The sequence below is a fragment of the Echinicola sediminis genome (assembly GCF_054777495.1).
Genome location: NZ_BAAHAP010000023.1, coordinates 1 through 20,109 on the forward strand (window position 1 = coordinate 1; position 20,109 = coordinate 20,109).

Annotated in this window: 11 protein-coding genes; 1 reads left to right on the forward strand and 10 read right to left on the reverse strand. The window is 43.5% G+C overall.

Translation table 11 applies throughout. The annotated features are described in order from the left end of the window. The 7 genes from ACYVAA_RS08115 to ACYVAA_RS08145 form a co-directional block, all read right to left on the reverse strand. A partial coding sequence (locus ACYVAA_RS08115; RefSeq protein ID WP_460540348.1) for a VCBS repeat-containing protein occupies positions 1-3,098 on the reverse strand: 3,098 nt, incomplete at its 3' end. A gap of 70 nt (positions 3,099-3,168) precedes the next feature. Then, complete coding sequence (locus ACYVAA_RS08120; protein ID WP_460540350.1) at positions 3,169-4,728, reverse strand: RagB/SusD family nutrient uptake outer membrane protein; 1,560 nt, start codon at positions 4,726-4,728, stop codon at positions 3,169-3,171. A gap of 20 nt (positions 4,729-4,748) precedes the next feature. Further along, a complete protein-coding gene (locus ACYVAA_RS08125; protein WP_460540352.1) occupies positions 4,749-7,742 on the reverse strand; it encodes a SusC/RagA family TonB-linked outer membrane protein in 2,994 nt (997 codons plus the stop codon). A 253-nt stretch (positions 7,743-7,995) separates the two neighbouring features. After that, a complete protein-coding gene (locus ACYVAA_RS08130; protein WP_460540355.1) occupies positions 7,996-9,639 on the reverse strand; it encodes a sodium/sugar symporter in 1,644 nt (547 codons plus the stop codon). Positions 9,640-9,978: 339 nt separating this feature from the next. Further along, on the reverse strand, positions 9,979-10,788 hold the full coding sequence (locus ACYVAA_RS08135) for an alpha/beta hydrolase (RefSeq protein ID WP_460540358.1): 810 nt from the start codon (positions 10,786-10,788) through the stop codon (positions 9,979-9,981). 25 nt (positions 10,789-10,813) lie between these two features. After that, on the reverse strand, positions 10,814-11,932 hold the full coding sequence (locus tag ACYVAA_RS08140) for an MDR/zinc-dependent alcohol dehydrogenase-like family protein (RefSeq protein WP_460540360.1): 1,119 nt from the start codon (positions 11,930-11,932) through the stop codon (positions 10,814-10,816). A gap of 4 nt (positions 11,933-11,936) precedes the next feature. After that, positions 11,937-12,833 (reverse strand): phytanoyl-CoA dioxygenase family protein, encoded by an 897-nt coding sequence (locus ACYVAA_RS08145; RefSeq protein ID WP_460540362.1) that lies wholly within the window; start codon positions 12,831-12,833, stop codon positions 11,937-11,939. 112 nt (positions 12,834-12,945) lie between these two features. Between ACYVAA_RS08145 and ACYVAA_RS08150 the strand changes: the two genes are divergently transcribed. After that, the gene (locus ACYVAA_RS08150) at positions 12,946-13,800 is read left to right on the forward strand and encodes an AraC family transcriptional regulator (protein ID WP_460540364.1); all 855 of its coding nucleotides are present in this window, start codon (positions 12,946-12,948) and stop codon (positions 13,798-13,800) included. Between the two features lie 341 nt (positions 13,801-14,141). Here the strand turns inward: ACYVAA_RS08150 and ACYVAA_RS08155 are convergent, their stop codons facing one another. The 3 genes from ACYVAA_RS08155 to ACYVAA_RS08165 all read right to left on the reverse strand — a co-directional run bounded on the left by ACYVAA_RS08155 (position 14,142) and on the right by ACYVAA_RS08165 (position 20,068). Beyond that, positions 14,142-15,914, reverse strand: a complete 1,773-nt coding sequence (locus ACYVAA_RS08155) for an arylsulfatase (RefSeq protein WP_460540366.1) — start codon at positions 15,912-15,914, stop codon at positions 14,142-14,144. A 436-nt stretch (positions 15,915-16,350) separates the two neighbouring features. Next, positions 16,351-18,804: a beta-galactosidase GalB gene (gene galB / locus ACYVAA_RS08160; protein WP_460540368.1), complete on the reverse strand. Its 2,454-nt coding sequence runs from the start codon at positions 18,802-18,804 to the stop codon at positions 16,351-16,353. Positions 18,805-19,129: 325 nt separating this feature from the next. Further along, on the reverse strand, positions 19,130-20,068 hold the full coding sequence (locus ACYVAA_RS08165; RefSeq protein ID WP_460540370.1) for a LamG domain-containing protein: 939 nt from the start codon (positions 20,066-20,068) through the stop codon (positions 19,130-19,132). Between the last annotated feature and the right edge of the window lie 41 nt (positions 20,069-20,109).

Sequence of the window (20,109 nt, forward strand, 5' to 3'; positions counted from 1 at the left end):
GTCTCTACCTCAGAATCGTAGAGATTACCGGTGGCAATGAAATCCGGGTACTCATCCCCATTTAAATCAACAGGAAGAAATGACTTAATTGCCGAAAGTTGAAGCTTATCTGGTAGTGGGGTTAATTCAAAATCACCATTTTCATCCTTGCGGAGCCATGAACTTTTAAAGGTTTTTACTTGATAGGTCAGGGCTTCTTCCAGCATCCTTTCACCATAGATTTGATCAAGGCTAGCTTCCGCAAAGGCCTTATAGGTTTCAAACCTTTTGGCTATGGCGGGCACCTGCTGAGAAGAACATTCTCGTCCTCTTACCGGAAGCTTTTTCCCGGCTTTTTCATAACTTAGTACGATATCTTGGGAACCGTTTTCATCAAAATCATTGGTGTAAATGGTAAATGGGGACTTTTCACTGGTTTTATATTTATAGTTAAGGCCCAAATTGCCCAAAAGATAGTCCGCTTCACCGTTTTGGTCCAAGTCAGTTTTTTGAATACTGTACCACCATCCCCTGGTACCATCCAAACCATATTGGGTACTGACCTCTTTGAATCCTGTTCCCGTATTCTCCAGCATGCGGATGGACATCCATTCCCCCGTTACGATCAGGTCCAATCGTCCATCGCTATTAAAATCTTCCCAAATGGCATCTGTCACCAGACCAAGACCATTTAAGACTTCCATGGAATCTCCATTCAGGGATTCAAAACGAAGAGATTTATCTTCCCCCCCTTTATTGAGCAGTACTTTGCTATCAGGAGGATAAGGGTATTGCCCAGGAATGATGCGCCCCCCTATAAAAAGGTCTATCTGACCATCTCCGTTATAATCTCCCGGTCTAACGACCTGACCGCTGATACCCATACTTACTTTTGTCGCTTCCTCATTTTTGACAAACCCCTCTTTAGTTTGCACATATAACCTGTCCTGATAATAGGTAGCTGCTTGGTTCCGATCATTTCCCCCACTGACTACATAAAGGTCCTTGTCCCCGTCACCATCAGCGTCAAAGATGAGTGCACCAGTATCTTCTTGAGCGGCATCCTCTATCCATGGTCCCTGTACTTCCTCAAAAGTCCCGGATTTGCCCTGAACAAATAATACCCCTGGGGCCCCCGCTCCGTTACCGACAAAGATATCATCCAGGCCATCCCCATTGATGTCGCCTACTGCCAAGGCTGGACCTAATCTTGAGTTACGGTGCGGTAGTAATGGCTCATATTGGAAATCATCATATTTATCCTCTTGATGGACAAATTCCAGTCCTGCTTGTTTGCTGATGTCTTGGAAAGGCCTTTTCCTGGCCTCTTCCTCGACCTTTACACCATTTGCCTCTTTATATAGAACAGATATCCTTTTGCCTGCTTTGATCTGATTTAGTTTTTGAAACCTTCCATCTGGCCAAGTAACAGTTAAGGAATCTATATCTTCCCCAGGAAAAGCCAGTCCGAAATGAATCAAGGGTTCTACGCTAGACTGAAACCCTCTAGACAAGATTACTTCTTGATATTGTACTTTACCCGCCTGGTACATCCGTACTTTTGCTCCAAGTCCCCATCTGTTTTGTGGTGGCCCTTCCAACCGCAATTGGAGATAATTATCTATTGAACCCAGGTTATTTTCAAATAGTGAAGCTTTTTCACTTAAATTATTGATCACTAAATCCAGGTCTCCATCATTATCCAGATCTCCATATGCGATGCCGTTGGAAAAACCTTTGTAGTCCAGGCCCCATTCCTCAGTGGCGTTTTCAAATTGCAGACCACTTCTATTTTTATAGGCATAATTACTGATAGGAGTACTCGGAAGTTTGTTGATGTCTAAAACCAGGTCATTGCCAAAAAATGATTGATTGTCGATCGCTTGGTTGGCATCGTTATTATTGACGTCGCGCTTCATGCCATTGGTGACCACAAGGTCCTTCCAACCGTCATTGTCAAAATCCGCAAATATAGGAGCCCAGCTCCAGTCTGTGGTGGCGACTCCGGCATAGCGGGCAATATTGCTGAATATCGGTGTATTTTCAAACACCCCATTGTTCAACTGCAGGCTATTTTGCATGTATTGGTAGTGAAAACCGATATCCACCGCTTCAAAAAATGTCCGGGGACTCATGCTGGCCATGTTGGTCTTAGATCGTTGGTGATCTTCTGGAGTCATATCAACCTGGGCCAAATCCAGCAATCCATCGTTATTGATATCTCCCACATCAATTCCCATTCCGAACATGGAGGTCTGTTCCATGGCAAGCTGAAGGGATTCTTTGAAGGTACCATCCCCTTGGTTTATGTAAAAATAATCAGGAATATTGAAATCATTTGATAGGTAAAGGTCTTGCCTGCCATCTTCGTTAAAATCTGCCGCAATCACACCTAAGGTTAAGCCAAAATTTTGTACCCCTGCTTCTTTCGTTACGTCCTCAAAATACCCCTTGCCTGTATTCTTGAATAGATGTCCTGATTCTTCCGCCAGATTTTTATCCATCAGCTCTTTGTAAAACAAATTTCCTTGACTGACCGGTACCAAGGGATAATTGGCTACAAATAAGTCTTGCAAACCGTCATTATTATAATCAATGGAGGTGGCATGAATGGAGTGGCCAGGATCATCCAGTCCCCACTTTGCTGCCTGCTCAGAGAACGTGTTGTCCTGATTATTGATAAAAAGTTGGTTTCTGGTATTACCTGACTTTCCAGAGACACTGAGATAAAGGTCCATCCAACCATCCTGGTTGATATCTGTCATTAATACGCCGGTATACCAACGATCATCCCCACCTACACCCGCTGATTCGGTAATATCTTTAAACACCAAACCACCTTGGTTAAGGTACAGTTTGTTCTCCTGATGGTTTCCGGTAAAGTAAATATCTGGCAGCCCGTCATTATTAATGTCTCCAACGGCCACTCCTCCCCCCATATACAGGTATGGAAAGTTAAAATAATTGAGCGTATCGCTTTCTAAAATATCATTGGAAAATTCAATACCGGATATTTCTGAAGAAATTGAACTAAAAAGTGATTTATTCCCTACTTCGCCTTTTTCATTGCATGATAGGGCACAAAAAAACACGGATATTAATAACAAGCGGTACTTCATGAGGTCTATTGGGGTTTATTGCAAAGGGAAAAGGTGCTGTCAAATCGACAGCACCAGTACTCTAGACTTTTTATTCGTAACCTGGGTTGTGTTTCAGGTTCGAATTGTTGTTAAACTCATTTTGGGGAAGATCAAGATATTCTCTTCCCGGCCTATAAGCACCTGTTCCTCCACTTTCTGACTTAATGCCCGGGGTATCTACAATTTTTTCTTTCACCATCCCCCAACGTAGCAGATCAAAGTAACGAGTACGCTCTAGTGACAATTCCTTCACTCTCTCGTCTCTGATATCCTGCATGCTCAGCTCCATGCCAAACAGAGGCATATCAGCCCTAGCCCTTACTTTATTGATCGCGTCTACAGCAGCTTGGGTAGCTGTACCACCGTTGGCCATCAATTCGGCTTCTGCAAACATCAGTAACACATCAGCATACCTTATCAGACGCAAGTTATTGGGAGATTGTTGGAAGTTTGCTGTGGTCACTCCTTCATCTAATCCTAAGTATTTTTTGCCCCAAATCCTATTTTCCTCAGGACCGTATACCTCTTCATACCTTTTCCCCTCATAAATGGTCGCAGCAAGTTCTTCACCTTCATAAGTAGTGGTTTCATCTGTTCTCCAAAACAGGGTGTTGAATGCTCTTGGGTCAATCTCCCCATTCACAGTTCTCTCGTCCAAGAACAGGTCCAGCACCCACTGGTTGATACGCATGCCATCCTGTCCCGTAAATCCCTGGGGTGCCAAATCCGGGGTAAATGAGTTGGTTCTACCTATACCTGGATTATCACCGCCCCAGCCACGATTATCATCCAAAGTAAACTGTATTTCAAAGATCGATTCAGCATTATTCTCTGTGAAGGAGCTAAAATTATCACCGTAGTTATCCACCAAGCTATACCTTCCGTCCATAATTTTTGCAAATTCATTACTTGCCAATTGGTATTGACCGGTATACAAGTAAACTTTACCAAGAAGCGCTGTAGCGGCTCCAGAGGTAGCCCTGCCAATATTACTTTCGTTCCAAGAAGGAGGCAATAGATTTTGTGCTTCTTTAAGGTCTGCAATTATCTGGTTCCAAACCTGCTGAGGGGCCGCCTGCACCACCTTTTTAGAAGCCTCGATAGATGTGATCGGATCAGTAATAAGGGGAACATTCAGCCAATTATTTACCACATTAAAATAATTCAGCGCCCTCAGAAAATGAGCTTCTCCCACGATATTATCTCTTAATCCAGCGTCCATCTCAATATCCGGCACATTGGCAATCACCTCATTGGATCGGGAAATGATTTTCCACATGACAGTCCATACCCAAATGTTCATATTTTGAATAGCCGTCCCTTCAAACCGACCGGGGTTTGTTCTATCCGAAGTGGCAAAGCCATTGACCACGTCATCCCTATAATCAGAAAGAAAAATTTCTATCCTACTATAATACCAAATATCTGTAAATGGACTGTAAGCCCCTACTATTGCCTTCTGGGCATCATCTGCATTCCTCCAAAAGGTATCTGGTGTAATCGCATTGGGGTTGGTCTGGTCCAAGAGATTTTCCTCACAGCCGGACATCAAAGCCAAAGAAATCCCCAATGTCAATCCTGCAATCTTTTTATTTATGTTTAATTTCATCTTTATTCGATTTTATGGGGTTAAAACGATATCTGTACTCCTATTTGATAGGTTCTCGGAGTTGGATAAGCGCTTTCATCCACTCCTTGGTTGAAAATATTTTGATCAGATCCTCTATCTCTTGTACCACGTCCCACAATAGGATAATAACCTGTATAATTGGTAATGGTAAACGCATTTTGTAATGAGGTATATAGCCTCATTCGTTGTACCCTAAGTTTCTCTGTGATCTGTTCTGGCATGGTATACCCCAACTGTATATTTCTCAAACGGAAATAAGCGCCACTTTCCAAAACAAAATCTGACATTCTCCTATTAAAGCCAGGATCTAGCAAAGTCATTCTTGGAATAGTGGTATTGGTATTTTCTGGTGTCCAGGCATTGGTGGCATCTGCCAAATAATTTCCTTCCGTATCAAAGTATCCCCTGTACAAATTGGCATTCAGGATTTTATTACCAGCCACTCCATTGAAGAACATGTTCAGATCAAAATTCTTCCAAGTAGCATTTAGGTTAAACCCGTACTCAAAATTCGGAATGGAACTGCCCAAAAACACCCTATCGTCTTCGGTCAACACCCCATCTCCATTAGTATCTTGGAACTTGAAATCTCCGGCACCTGCGCCATCTGTCCTGCCATCCTCTTGGGCTTCAGCATCGGACTGATAAATCCCCAAAACTTTGTAACCAAAGAAGGAAGCTACCGGTTGGCCCACATCTGTCAGGGTAGCACTCAAACCATTAGAGCTATACCCCCCACCTAGAATGGGGTCAGGAATTCCGATGGCGGTTACCTCATTGTCCAATACAGTGAAATTAGCCGCCATATTGAGGTTTAACTCCCCTATCATTTGGTTATACATAGAGCTAAATTCAAACCCCCGGTTTCTTATGGAAGCCACATTGCTAGGCACTCTACCGTCCAGACCTGTATATCTCGGAACCGTGATACTTAATAAAATATCCTCGGACTTCTTTTCAAAATAATCTAAGGTGAACTGCAGTCGATTTCTCAGCATACTGAATTCCAAGCCTATATCTGTGGTCTTGGTAGTTTCCCATTTAATATCCTGATTGACAGGTTTGGTGATGGAAGTTCCTTGTGTACGACTTTGACCTGCGCCTAAAATAGCTTCACTGAAAAGATTCATTTCCGGATCGATAGCATAAGCAGCCACATTGTTTGACCCCAATTCTCCGTAACTAGCCCTTAATTTCAAATCGCTAAGGAAAGTAATGTTTTCCATAAATGGCTCATGACTAATATTCCAACCCACGGCCACAGACGGAAATGTTCCCCATCTAAGCCCTTCCCTAAATAAAGAAGAACCGTCTCTTCTAAGAGTAGCCGTAAGCAGGTATCGACTGTCATAACTATAGTTCACCCTACCGAAATAAGACCTCAGTCCAGTGGTCACATCCCTGGAAGGAGCCTGTGCTCTATTTTCAGCAGCCGAAGCCACCCGTACTTCATTATTTGGAAATCCCGTAGCTACTATTCCCAAAGATCTGGAATGGGTTTTCTGAGAGGTATATCCTGCCAGTAAGTTCACTGAATGCTTACCGAAAACCCGGGAAAAGTTCAGGGTATTTTCAGCCAATGCAGAAAGAAAATTAATGTTGTTCTCTCTCAATTCTGCAAAATCCTGACGTCCCAATAGGGTTGCATTAAAGAAAAAGGTTGGGGTGAACGTGTAATTATTTTGGCTGTATTGATCCAAACCCAAATTCAGTTTATAGGTCAGTCCCTCAATAATTTCATAGGAGGCGGCAATATTACCCAGGACAGCATTACGGGTAACGGTCCTGTCTTCTACTGTGGCCAAGCCCAATGAATTGGTAATGTTTCCTACTCCATAAATCGTTGTGCTGCCATTTGGCTGTCCTGAAGCAGTAAAGTTACCTTCCTCATCATAGATAGGAATGGTAGGAATGAGGTCTCTTTCCCTGTTAAAGTAATAGTTTGGATTATCCACGGTCCTTGTAAGCCCGATGGTTTCCTCTAATTTAAACCTTCCTTTGGTAAAGGTAGAGTTGGCACGGATGTTGGTTCTGGTGTAATCGGATTCTTTAATTATCCCTACTTGGTCAAGATGGTTAGCAGAGATACTATAGGTCGCATTTTCACCACCTCCTGAAACACGGATGTTTCCGTTAAATATAGGAGCCGTTCTCAAATTAGCTGACTGAATATCACTATCGACTGTGGGGTCAAATTGGCTGTCATTAGCCGGAGCCCTGGGAGTACCGTCATTATCATTGGCCTGATTACGGATATCGGCATATTGCCTGGCATTGGCCCAACCGATTGTATTGGATGCTTTTTGCCATCCATAACTAAAGTCTGTATCTACCCTGATTTCTCCTTTTGTCCCTTTCTTAGTGGTCACGATAATTACGCCGTTTGCAGCCCTTGATCCATAAATGGCACTGGCCGAGGCATCTTTTAACACACTGACAGATTCTATATCTGCGGGGTTGAGCATATCCATACTATTGGTCAACATCCCATCGATTACGTACAATGGCCCCGATTCTGAAAGTGTACCTGCTCCTCGGATAGTTACGATGGAATTTGACCCTGGAGCACCACCATTCGCATCTACTCGAACACCAGGAACTCTCCCCTGAATTGCCTGAGTAGCATCCGAAGTGGTATATTTAGTGATTTCTTCTGACGACACCGTTCCTACAGCTCCTGTCAGGTCACTCTTTTTCTGAGAACCATATCCAATTACCACTACCTCATCCAAGGATTTTACATCTTCATCCAAGGCTATATTTATTTGCGTTTGATTGTTTACATTTACCTCTTTGGCCATATATCCGATCGAGGTAAAAACCAAGACCGCATCAGGACCTGAAACTTTAATGGTATAAGTACCATCCATGTCTGTTACCGCCCCGTTACTGGTTCCTTTTTCTAATATATTTACAATGGGTAAAGGCTGCCCGTCTTCAGATGAAGTAACGGTACCTTTTATGGTCTGTTGACCATAAGCTAATAAGGTCATTAAGCACAGCGGGAAAATTAAAACAAGTTTAAATTTCTGTGCTACATGCACCTTTAAGGCGTGTAGAATGTTGTACATATTATTTGGTTTTTAGGTTTACTCATAACTGACATCAACCGCAGTTTACAAGCTTTTGGAATTTTTAGTTAGATAAAGTTATTTCTTTCTTCTTTTCAGCACTGGTCCAAATGTTTTTTAGGCTAATACAAATGTTTCCTCCTTCTAAAATCACTGTTTTCAAAGTGAATAGCGCTTACCAGAACACAGAATACAGTACTATCAGTACTAAAGTGATTATCAGGGCGCCCAATTTAAAGCTCTTACTGGTCTCAAAAAGCCTCGTATCTATAGCAATCGCCTTACTGCTGTTTTGCCCTTTGCCCTGTAATAAGCTGATGATGATCATCAGTACGGCCAAAATCAAAAACACCAGCCCCATTCTATCAATAAATGGTAGACTGGGAGTTAAAAATTTAAAAAGCGCTGACAGCGGAATGGTGAGAATAGCAGCCGACAAAGCAGCATTCGAAGTCGTTTTTTTCCAAAAGAAGCCAAAAATAAAAATTGCAAATACCCCTGGTGAAACAAAGCCCGTATATTCTTGAATATACTGAAATGCCTGATCCAATTGTCTTAGTTGGGGAGCTACCAGTGCCGCCACTATAAAGGCCACGAAAGTGGTGATCCTGCCTACGGTCACTTGCCTACCTTCTGAAATCCCCCTGTTCAAATAGGACCTATAAATATCTATGGTGAAAATGGTGGAAGTGCTGTTGGCCATGGAAGCCAAAGATGATACAATGGCCGCGGTCAAAGCAGCAAACGCTAGCCCCTTCAATCCTGACGGCAGCAGCTGAAGCAACGCAGGATAAGCTTTGTCCGACTTGACGACATCACTCGAAATATCCGTCATGGCCTGAACAAAACCATTATCACTCCCCTGCTCAACAATAACATAAGCGGCTATCCCCGGAATGACCACGATCAAAGGCATTAAAAGCTTAAGAAAACCGGCAAATACCATCCCTTTTTGAGCCTCATTAAGGCTTTTGGCAGCTAGGGCACGTTGAGTGATGTATTGGTTACATCCCCAATAGGTCAAATTGATCAGCCACATACTCCCTATCAATACACTTAAGCCTGGCAAATCCATATAGGCATCCCTGGTCCCCCCTTTGCCATCAGGGATCATCATTTCTTCCTGCTCTACAATCATGGAAAAATGTTTGGGTGCGGCTTCCCGAAGCTTTCCCAGTCCTGCCCAAACATCACCATTACCAACCATTTCTAGTGACAAATATGTTGTGGCCAGTCCTCCGGCCACCAAAAAGCAAACCTGCACCACATCCGTCCAGGCCACGGCCTTCAGTCCGCCATAAATGGAATATATCAAAGCAAAAAATGCCAATCCGTAAATACCATATTCCAGTGGGATCCCCATAATGGTCTGCAAACTCAAAGCCCCTAGGTACAACACGGAGGTAAGGTTTACAAACACATATATTAATAGCCAAAAGACAGCCATCAATAGTCGAACACGGCTATCATACCTTCGGTGTAAAAATTGGGGCATGGTATATATGCCCTCTTTAAGATAGATAGGCAGGAAAAACACCCCCACAACCAATAGGGTTGCAGCAGCCATCCATTCGTAAGTGGAAATGGCCAGCCCCAGGGCAAAACCTGAACCTGACATTCCAATAAATTGCTCAGCTGAGATGTTGGAAGCGATCAAAGAGGCTCCTACAGCCCACCAGGGCAAGGCCTTACTTGCCAAAAAATAGTCCTGGGCATTTTTTTCATGTCCTTTCTTTTCTTTGGACACAAACAGTCCCATGCCTATAATTAATAGGCAATATGAAGTAAAGACAACAATATCAAGCGTGTTAAAATCCATGTTCACAAAACTCTTAACCTGTTTAGGTAGATTAGATGATTCAAAATATGTCATTGCCAAAAATTCAGGCCTCTGGATACAAAGGGCTGTATGCACAGCGTCAGGTATTCACTTTTACCTTGATGGCATTAGTCTCTGTAGTAACTTGGGGACATGTAGCAGTCATTGGTAATAAAAACAAAAACGCAATGGTTTCGCAATCTGGTAGAGGGTTATTGGGTAGGTATTGAAATTCATCCATTAATATAGGTTAGTGTGTGTGTATGCTGTATTGCCTATTGCTCAACTCCGGGGCTATTGTTATGCATAGAAAAAACGGTTATTTTACTATGGTTTTGTCTAGTTCCTGACACCTTGCTCTTGATCAAAGAATCGCAGGGTCAGAGCAACATATTTTTGCCAATAGCCCCATTCATGACCTCCTTCAAACTCCTCATAGGTATGGGGGATATTTTCAGCTTGCAGTTGCCTATTTAAGGTCCTGTTGTGCTCCAGTAAGAAATCTGACTTACCACAATCGAACCTCAGCTTCGGAAGTTTTTCCCGGTTTTTGACCAATAAGTCTATCACATCCGGGTTGTCGCAGTAAGAAGAATACTCTTCCAGAGCTTCTTCGGCAAAGAGGGGCATTTGGGACAAGCTGGTAATGGAGCTATGTCCTGAAATGGCCCTGAATTTTTCCGGAAACCTCGCCCCCAAAGACAAGGCCCCAAATCCCCCCATGGACAGGCCTCCTATGCACAGGGTTGAATGTACATCGGCCTCCGGTATGTTTTCGATGATAGCCTTTGGTACATCGGAGACAATCCACTGATCAAAGCTTTTGCTATGGTGGGTAAAATAGGCCGATCCGTCACCCCAAAGCCCGTCCGAAGGCATGGCAATGATGGCCGGACCAATGGCACCATTATCCATAAGCTGCTGGGCCGTATGATGAAGTCCTCCCTTCATGGCCCAAACCCAGGCGCTGCCATAAACCCCATGTAAAAGGATATAGATGGGTAAGCTACTCACTTCTTTATCCAATGTTGGTACATAGAGACAAATGTCACCCCTCCCTTGTAGGTTAGCACTCTTCACCGTCATAAAACGAAGACCGTCCCTTTCATATGGCAGATCGGATAGTTCAATGGTCCTAAAACTTGACATAATTAATTATTATTTCCTTTACACCTTAATCAAAAACAATGACTCCTTTAGCATTTTTTCCCTGGAGCATATCATCAAATGCCTGGCCCAGTTCATCCAGTTTATATTCCTTAGTAATCATTTGATCCAGCTTAAGCTCACCTTTTTTGTATAAGTCTATAAGCTTGGGAAAGTCAATTTGAGGACGGCATTTTCCGTACAGAGGGTTAATGTATACCTTGTCCCACTCAAACAAGCGCATATCAATGGTGATTTCCTCCTCAATACCACTCACCTGAACCGCTGTACCCGCATTGCGCACCATGGCCAAGGGAGCCGCTCCCAAAGCAGGGATAGCTGTGCATTCAAAAGCATAATCCGCACCCCTTCCGCCTAACATATTCCTCACCTTGTTGGCAACGTGGTTCAGTCCTGAATCATTCTTATCTGCCAGTAATACCTCAGTGGCTCCAAATTGCTTAGCCAATTCTAGCTTGTCTGCATTGACATCTATGCCTATGATTTGGGCAGCGCCTGAAATATCAGCAGCTTGGATTACATTGAGCCCTACTCCTCCGCAGCCCAGTACCACCACAGATGAACCAGCGCTTACCTTGGCGGCATTAACTACTGATCCATAACCGGTCATCACCCCACAACTGACAATACTGGCTGCCGAGAAATTGAGGTTTTCAGTTTCCACCTTCACCAAAGCGGATTTTTTTACCAAGGCAAATTCACTTAAGGTCCCCAGATTGAATGACCGCTCAATGGGCCTGCCATTCCATAAAGTCCCTTCCAAATGGGCATGGCCGGGAGTATGCCCATTGGATCCGGCCACTACCGGGGAATTGTTTTCACAAATATGCTGGTTACCTTCCTGACATTGGAAACAGCTCATACATGGTGTGGCCCAGTTGAGAATCACTTTGTCGCCAGCAGCAAAATCATTCACTGCTGTCCCTGCCTTTACCACTACACCCGCTCCTTCATGCCCCATGACAATGGGCTTGCCCCAGGACAGGGAGTCATAATCAGTATGGCAAAGGCCTGCGGCCTTGAGCTGCACCAACACCTCATCGGCCTTAGGCTCATCTATGCTTACCTGATCGATCACAAACTGACCATCACCCCTGGCTATGGCACATTTTGATTGAATACCCATTGGATTAAAGTTTGTTGACGTCAAACAAAACTGGGAAAAACCGTCCTTCCATTTTCTTTCCTTTGGCTATTATGGGAACACCACTCAAAATCTCCTCATCGGAATTGGACGAGGTGCCATCACCGAAAACATTAAGAACAAAAGCCCTTCTTGAAATAGGCGATCTATTTTCATAAGAACCATGAACCATCAAAGGGTGATGAAAGGCACCATAGCCCTTAGGCATTTCAATGGCCACTTTTTGGTCATATTGCTTCTTTTGATCTTCTGTAAGGTGGTCTTTTAAACTATCCATATTGCCTGCCAAACTGATTCTGTCAAGCAGATCCCATTTATGGCTCTTTGGAATATAGTTAAGACAGCCATTCTCCGAAGTGGCATCGTCCAGACCTACCCAACAGGTCAGGTGCTGCATGGGAGTAGTTCTAGTCCAATAACTGTAGTCCTGATGCCAGGCGACCACTCCACCATGATGGGCAGGCTTGCAAAAAAGCTGATCATGCCAGAACCGGACAGTCTTCGTCCCTAAAAGTTGGCTTGCCGCAACTACGAAGCGGGGATTCCATAGGATGTCGTGAAAACCTTCAGTGATCCTCCAATGTCCTAAGGAGTGAAATAGGACAGAATTGGAATCCTCCGACTCATTGGAATGAAATTCATAAAACAAATCATGTTTAGGATGGTTGGCATCCTTTATTTCATCCAGATCTTGGCGCAACTTCTCCACCTGATCATCATCGAGAATCTTTACTTTATCCAGATAGCCATATTCATTGAAAAAAGCCACCTGCTCATCAGATAACTTGTACGCTTCCCACATTTCTTTCTCCGAAAGTCGTGGGAACATATCGCTGATCAAGCCGTGATGCAGCGAAAGGTCTTGATTAATAACATTTTCCATATTACAATGATCATGATTTTTATCATGCTATTCTTTTCCTATTTTAGCAAATAAGTAATCTATTCTGTTCACTTTGACAAAACACAACACATAATAACTTACTTTCAGAATCATGAAACCTACATTAGAGCAAATACAAGTCGGACAGGAAAAATCCATCGTTGCCTTCCAGTATAGCAAGAGGGATTTTGATGCCCCTTGGCATTTTCATCCACAATATGAGTTGACCTATATCAAAGGGAGCCATGGCACAAAATTCATAGGGGATTATGTCGGGCCTTATGAACCTGGCGAACTTGTACTTCTTCAGCCTAATCTTCCGCATTGCTGGAAAAACAGTTCCCATGCAGATCTCATGTCCGAATCAGTAGTCATTCAGTGGAATCCGGACATTTTTTATCCCGCTCCAGAATTAAAGCACATGTTTTCCATGTTGGATGCTGCATCCAAAGGCCTCATTTTCTCAAAGAAGGATACCCTTTCCATCGCTCCCCTTATCCTAAAATTGTCAAGCGTTCAGGGACAACAGCTTTACATCGGGCTTTTGGAAGTACTGGCAAATCTCCCTTTGATCCCATCTACTTCCCTATCCCATTCCAGCTTTACCAACAACCTTTCCTCGGAGTACAGTAATCGGATGAGCAAAATCCATGATTTCATCGAATCAGCCTATGTTCGCAAAATCAAACTCGAAGAAATCGCAGAAATGGTCTCCATGTCCGAGCAATCCTTTTCAAGGTTCTTTACTAAAATGATGGGACGTCCCTTCTTTACCTTTCTCAATGAGTATAGGGTCAATATCGCCAGCAAAATGCTATTGGACACTGACAGATCCGTGGCTGAAATCGCCTTTGAATGTGGCTATGAATCGCTCCCATTTTTCCATAAACAATTCAGCAAATTCAAAAAACAGACCCCCAACAAATTCCGACAGTGCCATGCTGAAAAGCCTTTTACAGGCAAATAATTGCCACTTCAGGTGCCTGAAAGCTCCTTCGCTTGATTTCTAAAAGCATATCCACTGTCGAACGACCACGATATCCCAGGAATCAAATAAGGAAGAAACAAACGTTACCTCCTACCCCGCCTCCCTGCAGTGGAAGAGCAGATGCCTGTAAGGTATTTTTAATCAATATTGCCCGATCGGCTTAAAAGATATTTCCCTGGAGAGACCTCTAAGGTCGAAAAGCCTAACGGGCGGACTATGCTCTTTAATATTATTTCTTGCTTTTGTTACAGCATCGGATTTGTTACATAGCTACATTGCAGGGGAACTTAAGACTCAATACAAAGGACTCTCCCAACTCATTATAGTTTCTCGATATACATGTAATAAGCAGGATAAACCCTTCCTAACTTATCTATTAATTGGGCCTCAACATCATATTTTCCTGCAGAGACGTCTAGGGTATAGGTGACTTCATCATCCCCTTGATTGATAGGCTTTGTTAGCTTGTGTTTTCCGACATACAAAAACGCTTCGGAAAAATCTGCCTTGGTGCTTGCGGGGGCTGGACGCTCTATCCTTCGTGAATTTTGCTCTTCTGGAAATACAGCATTGATGCCCAGTCCTGACTCCCGGGGAAAACGCCGCAAGCCTATCTTATATTCACCATCTGCTACAATCTCTATCTTCCATATACCGCTGGCTTGAACCGCATTGATGGCTCCATACTGGTGCCATGCCCAATCCAGCTTTCCGGTCATCAGGTCATGGGACATGATCCTGGATGGGTTTTCATACGGGCTACCCACCTTGATATAGGCAAATCTTTCATTAGCCCCTTCATCCAAAATGGACTGCCACCATTTCTCATAACCAAGAGCAAGGCGCTCAGCCACCTCTGGGTATTGATCGATTAGATTTTTTTCTTGCTTTAGATCATTGGTCACCAGATAAAGCTCCTTACCGTTAACCAACCTCCAATCATCATCCATCACGGTGTACTCCTTATATTTCACCAGATTTTGTTCTCTTTGGGTGTCCATAAAAAGCACCCTATTCTCCCACTTTGATGTCTCTCCGAAAAGAAGTGGCCTCCAACTTTTTCCATCCAGTTGTTTATGGGAGTTAAAATTCAGCCCTATCATATCTACCAAGGTAGGGAGTACATCATAATGGGCCGTGAGCTGATCAAGGTCTTTGCCACCTTCCAGTCCCCTTGCAGGCCATTTTAGGTAAAAAGGCACCCTATGCCCTCCTTCCAAAACTGATCCTTTTGCCCCCCTCATACCTGCATCATAGACCCTGTTGCCTCCGGCAGTGCCATTGTCCGACATAAACACCAAGATGGTATTTTCACTTATACCCAATTCATCAAGTTTGTCCCTTAGTACCTTAAAATTATCGTCAATATTGGAAATCATACCATAAAACCGCTGATGGTTTTCCGATAGGCCATCCACTCCTTTGTACATATCCATATACTCCTCTGGACAGTTTAAAGGACCATGTGGTGCATTAGTGGAGATATAACAGAAGAACGGATTGTCTTTATTCTGTTCTATAAATTCAATGGCTTCTTCAAAAAACACATCCGTACAGTAACCTTGGTATTGGGTAGGTTCTCCATTATGCCAATAAGTATCGTCAAAATAGTCATTGCCCCAATAATCCGGCCCTTGGGTGATTCCCCCTCCCCCATGGCGGACCACCTCATGAAAGCCCCTATCCATAGGTCTGAAAGGATAATTATCTCCCAAATGCCACTTGCCAAAATGCCCATTGACATAGCCGTTTTGGGCCAAAACCTGTGGCAATAGGACCTCATCTTCAAATAGTAAGGACCGTCCGGCAATGGTATGGTATACATTTAAGCGGTCGGTATGCCTTCCAGTCATCAAGGCACCTCTTGAAGGGGCACAGGTTGTAGAAACATGAAAATTGGTAAACCTGACAGCTTCATTGTAAAACTGATCGATATGGGGTGTTTTGACAATGGGATTGCCCTCGCAGCCCAGGTCATTTTTACCTTGATCATCAGTGATGACGATGATGATGTTGGGCTTGTCCTCTGTCCCTTGGGCCTTTCCAAGGGATGTCAACAGACAAAACAAGATGAATAACTTTAGAAATTTCATTCAATAAGATATTTTGAGTTTATGACTATTCGCAATGGTACACATAGCTATATTTTCATTGGTTTATTCATTTTTGATGTTTTATCTGTCCTTTTATTCAGGAATGAATTGCTCATAATGGTCTTCATGAATGCTGCGCATTTCCATTGATGAAAAGGATCAAAAATCTAGGCCAGTGGTATGTCTTTTAAATTGGGAATGCCGGTTTATTTTTAGAATGGAAATCATTTTCCCAATTTAATTTTAAGTAAACTGTTCCGGCCAAAAAATAAGCGGATCTCGCTGTTCCACAACGCGAGCTAGCTCAGTTTCTTAACGGCCTTCTCAATTTACTTAAAACCAGCCCTACCAAAGGCCATCCTTAAATACCGAAACCATATTCACCTTATAAGCTAAAACATGCAAGATTAAGGATTCACATTTTTGAGTTTGGAGGTTAATGTGCCGTAATCTGAATCTGCGCTTTTTTAAGGCCCTTACAGATAGCTTTTAATGATATTTCCCCTGCTTTCTCCTTGGACCTGATAATGGCCAAACATTTTCCATTAAATGCTTTCCGATAATCCGCTTGGAAAAGGGAAGTGGATGTTGGGTCACCGTTATCGACAGCAATCAGCTCTCCCGCTCCGCTTACACTGAACTGAACAAGATTATCTGCCAAAGGACATATATTTCCGTCCTTATCGAAGATTTCCACGGTCACATAAGCCAAATCTCTCCCATCTGCATCGATTTCCGCTCTATCGACCTTCATGGATATTTGGGCTGGTTTTCCGGCTGTGCGGATTACCTTTTCCTGAACTTTCTCCCCATTATTATATCCCACCACTCTTAGCTCTCCGGATTCATAGGGGACCTGCCAGCTTAAGCGATAGGGAGAAGCGAAAGTCTTGGGCTTATATCTTAGAAAGTCAATGAGAATGTCTGTTTTATCTTTACCCTTTATCCTTTTCCCTAAAGATTTACCATTGAGGAACAGCTCTGCCTCTTCACAATTGGTATAACAATATACAGGTATTTCCTGTCCTTCCTTGCCTTTCCAGTTCCAATGGGGCAAAAGATGGATCATCGGTTCATCGGTCCACTGGCTTTGGTAGAGATAAAAGCGGTCCTTAGGAAAACCGCATAGATCCACCGCTCCAAAATAAGAACTACGGGCCGGCCAATCATCATTCCAATAGCCATTGGTGGAATTGTCCCTTCCCCCATAAGGCGTAGGTTCGCCAAGATAATCAAATCCTGTCCACATGAATTCCCCCATCACATAAGGGTTTTGCTCCTGAAAATGAAACTCAATATCCGGTGGATAGGCCCATGGAGGACCTACCAGATCATAACTGCTCACCTGCTTGGAGTCATGCGTACTGTATTTCTCTATAGGCAAATGATAGACTCCCCTACTGCTGGTTACGCTTGAAGTCTCGGAACCATAAATAGGCATTTGCGGATAATTCCCCCGTACTTCACTGTATTTGGTTGGCTTGTAATTTATCCCTGTAATATCCACTTGTTGGGCCAAATTATGGTCATAAGGCGCCGGGTAATAATTGAGCCCTACGGTAGAAGGACGGGTGGGATCTGTCTCCACACAAACCTCATGCAGCATTTTGGCTACCTGCCAGCCATTTTTGGCATCCTTTTGTTCTATTATTTCATTGCCAATGCTCCACATCACAACTGAAGGGTGGTTGCGGTCTCTTCGGATCATATCCCTTAGGTCTATTTTTCCCCATTCATCAAAGAATTTGTTATAGCCATTGGGCACCTTTTCCATTTTCCAAACATCAAATGCTTCGTCCAGTACCAAAAGGCCCATTTCATCACATAGTTCCAAAAGCTCCCTGGAAGGAGGATTATGGCTGGTCCTGATGGCGTTCACCCCCATGGACTTCATAATTTGCAACTTTCGTTCATCCGCCCTGCGGTAAACGGCCGCCCCCAGAGCCCCGTTATCATGATGAAGGCATACGCCATTGAACCTCAACTTTCTTCCATTGAGGTAAAAGCCATCTGTGTTAAATGATATGGTCCTGATACCGAAAGTAGAAGTGTATTCATCCAGTATCCTTTCCTGCTGGTCCATAATGGTAGTCTTGGCTTCATAGAGATTGGGAGTAGCCAAATCCCATCTTTGGGGATCAACGATATTGGCATAAAGTGCAGAAGTGATTTTGGATGCTCCAGGAATGTTCACCTCTTCCATTACTTCAGCCACTTTTTCACCTTTGGGGTCAAAGTATTCCTGTTTTACGGATATTTTTACAGCTTCATCAGATTGGTTATAAACTTCAGTCTCATTTTGAACTACTGCTTTTTCGTCAGTCACCGTAGGGGTGGTAATATAGGTTCCCCACTGCCCGACATGGACTTTTTCATCCACTTTGAGCCAAACGGATCGATAAATCCCTGCACCGGGATACCATCTTGAGGACAAATCCTCCGGACTGAGCTTCACTGCAACCACATTTTCTTTCCCATCATAATTCAGGAAAGGACTGATATCAAACTCAAAACCAATATAGCCAAAGGGCCGGTTGCCCACAAAGTGGCCATTGACCCAAACATGGGCATTATACATCGCCCCTTCAAATTCCAATCTTATGACTTTACCTTTTGCCTTTTCGGGGAGCACAAAATGCTTCCGATACCAGCCGGTACCATGGAAGGGCAAGCCTCCGGCCCGAGCATTGTATTTTTCATTAAAAGGACCTTCAATGGCCCAATCATGGGGCAAGTCCAGATTTCTCCAAGTGGTATCATCAAAACTCTTTGACGCTGCTCCCTCCGCGGAATCATTTTTAAACTTCCAGCCCTTATTAAAATTAATGTCTTGGGCAATTCCATTAATCCCCATTAAGGCCAGAAAAATGGCCATTAGTACAATCCGCATTTACTATTTCTTTTTTTTACTATTATTTTTCAATCTTTCATTGGAACCTTGGTTGTGCCTATCCGCCTCAGGCGGACGGCACCATTAAAATTGAGTCCGCCTGAGCTGGGCAGGCCTAAAGCTCAACATAAGCCGTCCCCTACCCTATAGCTATGCGGGATGCAGGGACAACAAAATCATGTTGAATCAAACACTGTCGTCCAGCTCTTTTATGTTTATAAAAATGTTAGTTTCTCGTTTGAGGTAACCATTCGATCTTTTTTAGTCGAACGAAGGTTTAAAATATCTTTTTAAAGGTAACTACACAGAAATACCCATTATTAAATCAGAGAGCATCTTCCAGCTTCCATGTCCTGATCCATTCATACTGGGTTTTCCGATCTTCCAATGGGGCACTGGCCACATAGCCCCCTCCTTCAGGCACCGGATTCCAATCATAGGTTTCAATGGCCATCTGCAGGAATGCGGGCATATCCCATTCTACTTCTGGATTGATCGAATAAACATACTTGCCATCCAGGAAAAACTGGATTTCCTCTGCTGACTTCCACCAAGCCGCATAGACAAAATACCTTTCGTGGTTTTTATCCTCGGGTTTGACAGAATTTTGGAGTTGTAATTTGTCCACACAAGCAGTTTGACGGTGGATGCAGTTGGAGTGAAAGATCCTGTCCCATCCATTGACCCAATCCGCCGCTTCTGGGGAAACTACCCCCACACATTCCTGAATATCCAGCTCCAGTTTCTTTTCACAATCGTATTTTGTCATCAGCCAAAAAGTCGATGACATTTCGGTGGCATTGGCCTTCATTTTCGTTTCATAATACCAGCCCACTTGCCCCGGATGGATAGAGCGAACAATGGCTCCTTTATATAAAAATTCGTTCCCGTTAATAATTTGCGGTTCATCCAGCACCCCCACTGTCACGGTCATTTTACCGTCCTCAATGGATACATTTTCTGGCTGGAACAATCCTGGAGGTCTTCCTATCCAGTTCCAGCCGTTTCCTACCGGTTCCAGTTGCCATTTTTCCTGATCTATCGGTCCTTCATCAAATTCGTCTGACATATTTTCTACCAGCACCCAGTTTTTCCCTGATGGTTTGGGATCCTCTCCCTCCTGAAAAGTAGGTACCATGGCCATGACAGGCTTTTCTTCTCCCCCATCAGCCTTCGGGTCCAAGGGTTCTGCAACTGAGCTACAGGATGAATTTAATCCAAACATTAAGGCAATCGCCATAAAGCCAAAAAGGCGATTTGTCATTTTTTCCTCTTGTTTAACTTTAAAAACGTTCCAATTTAGGA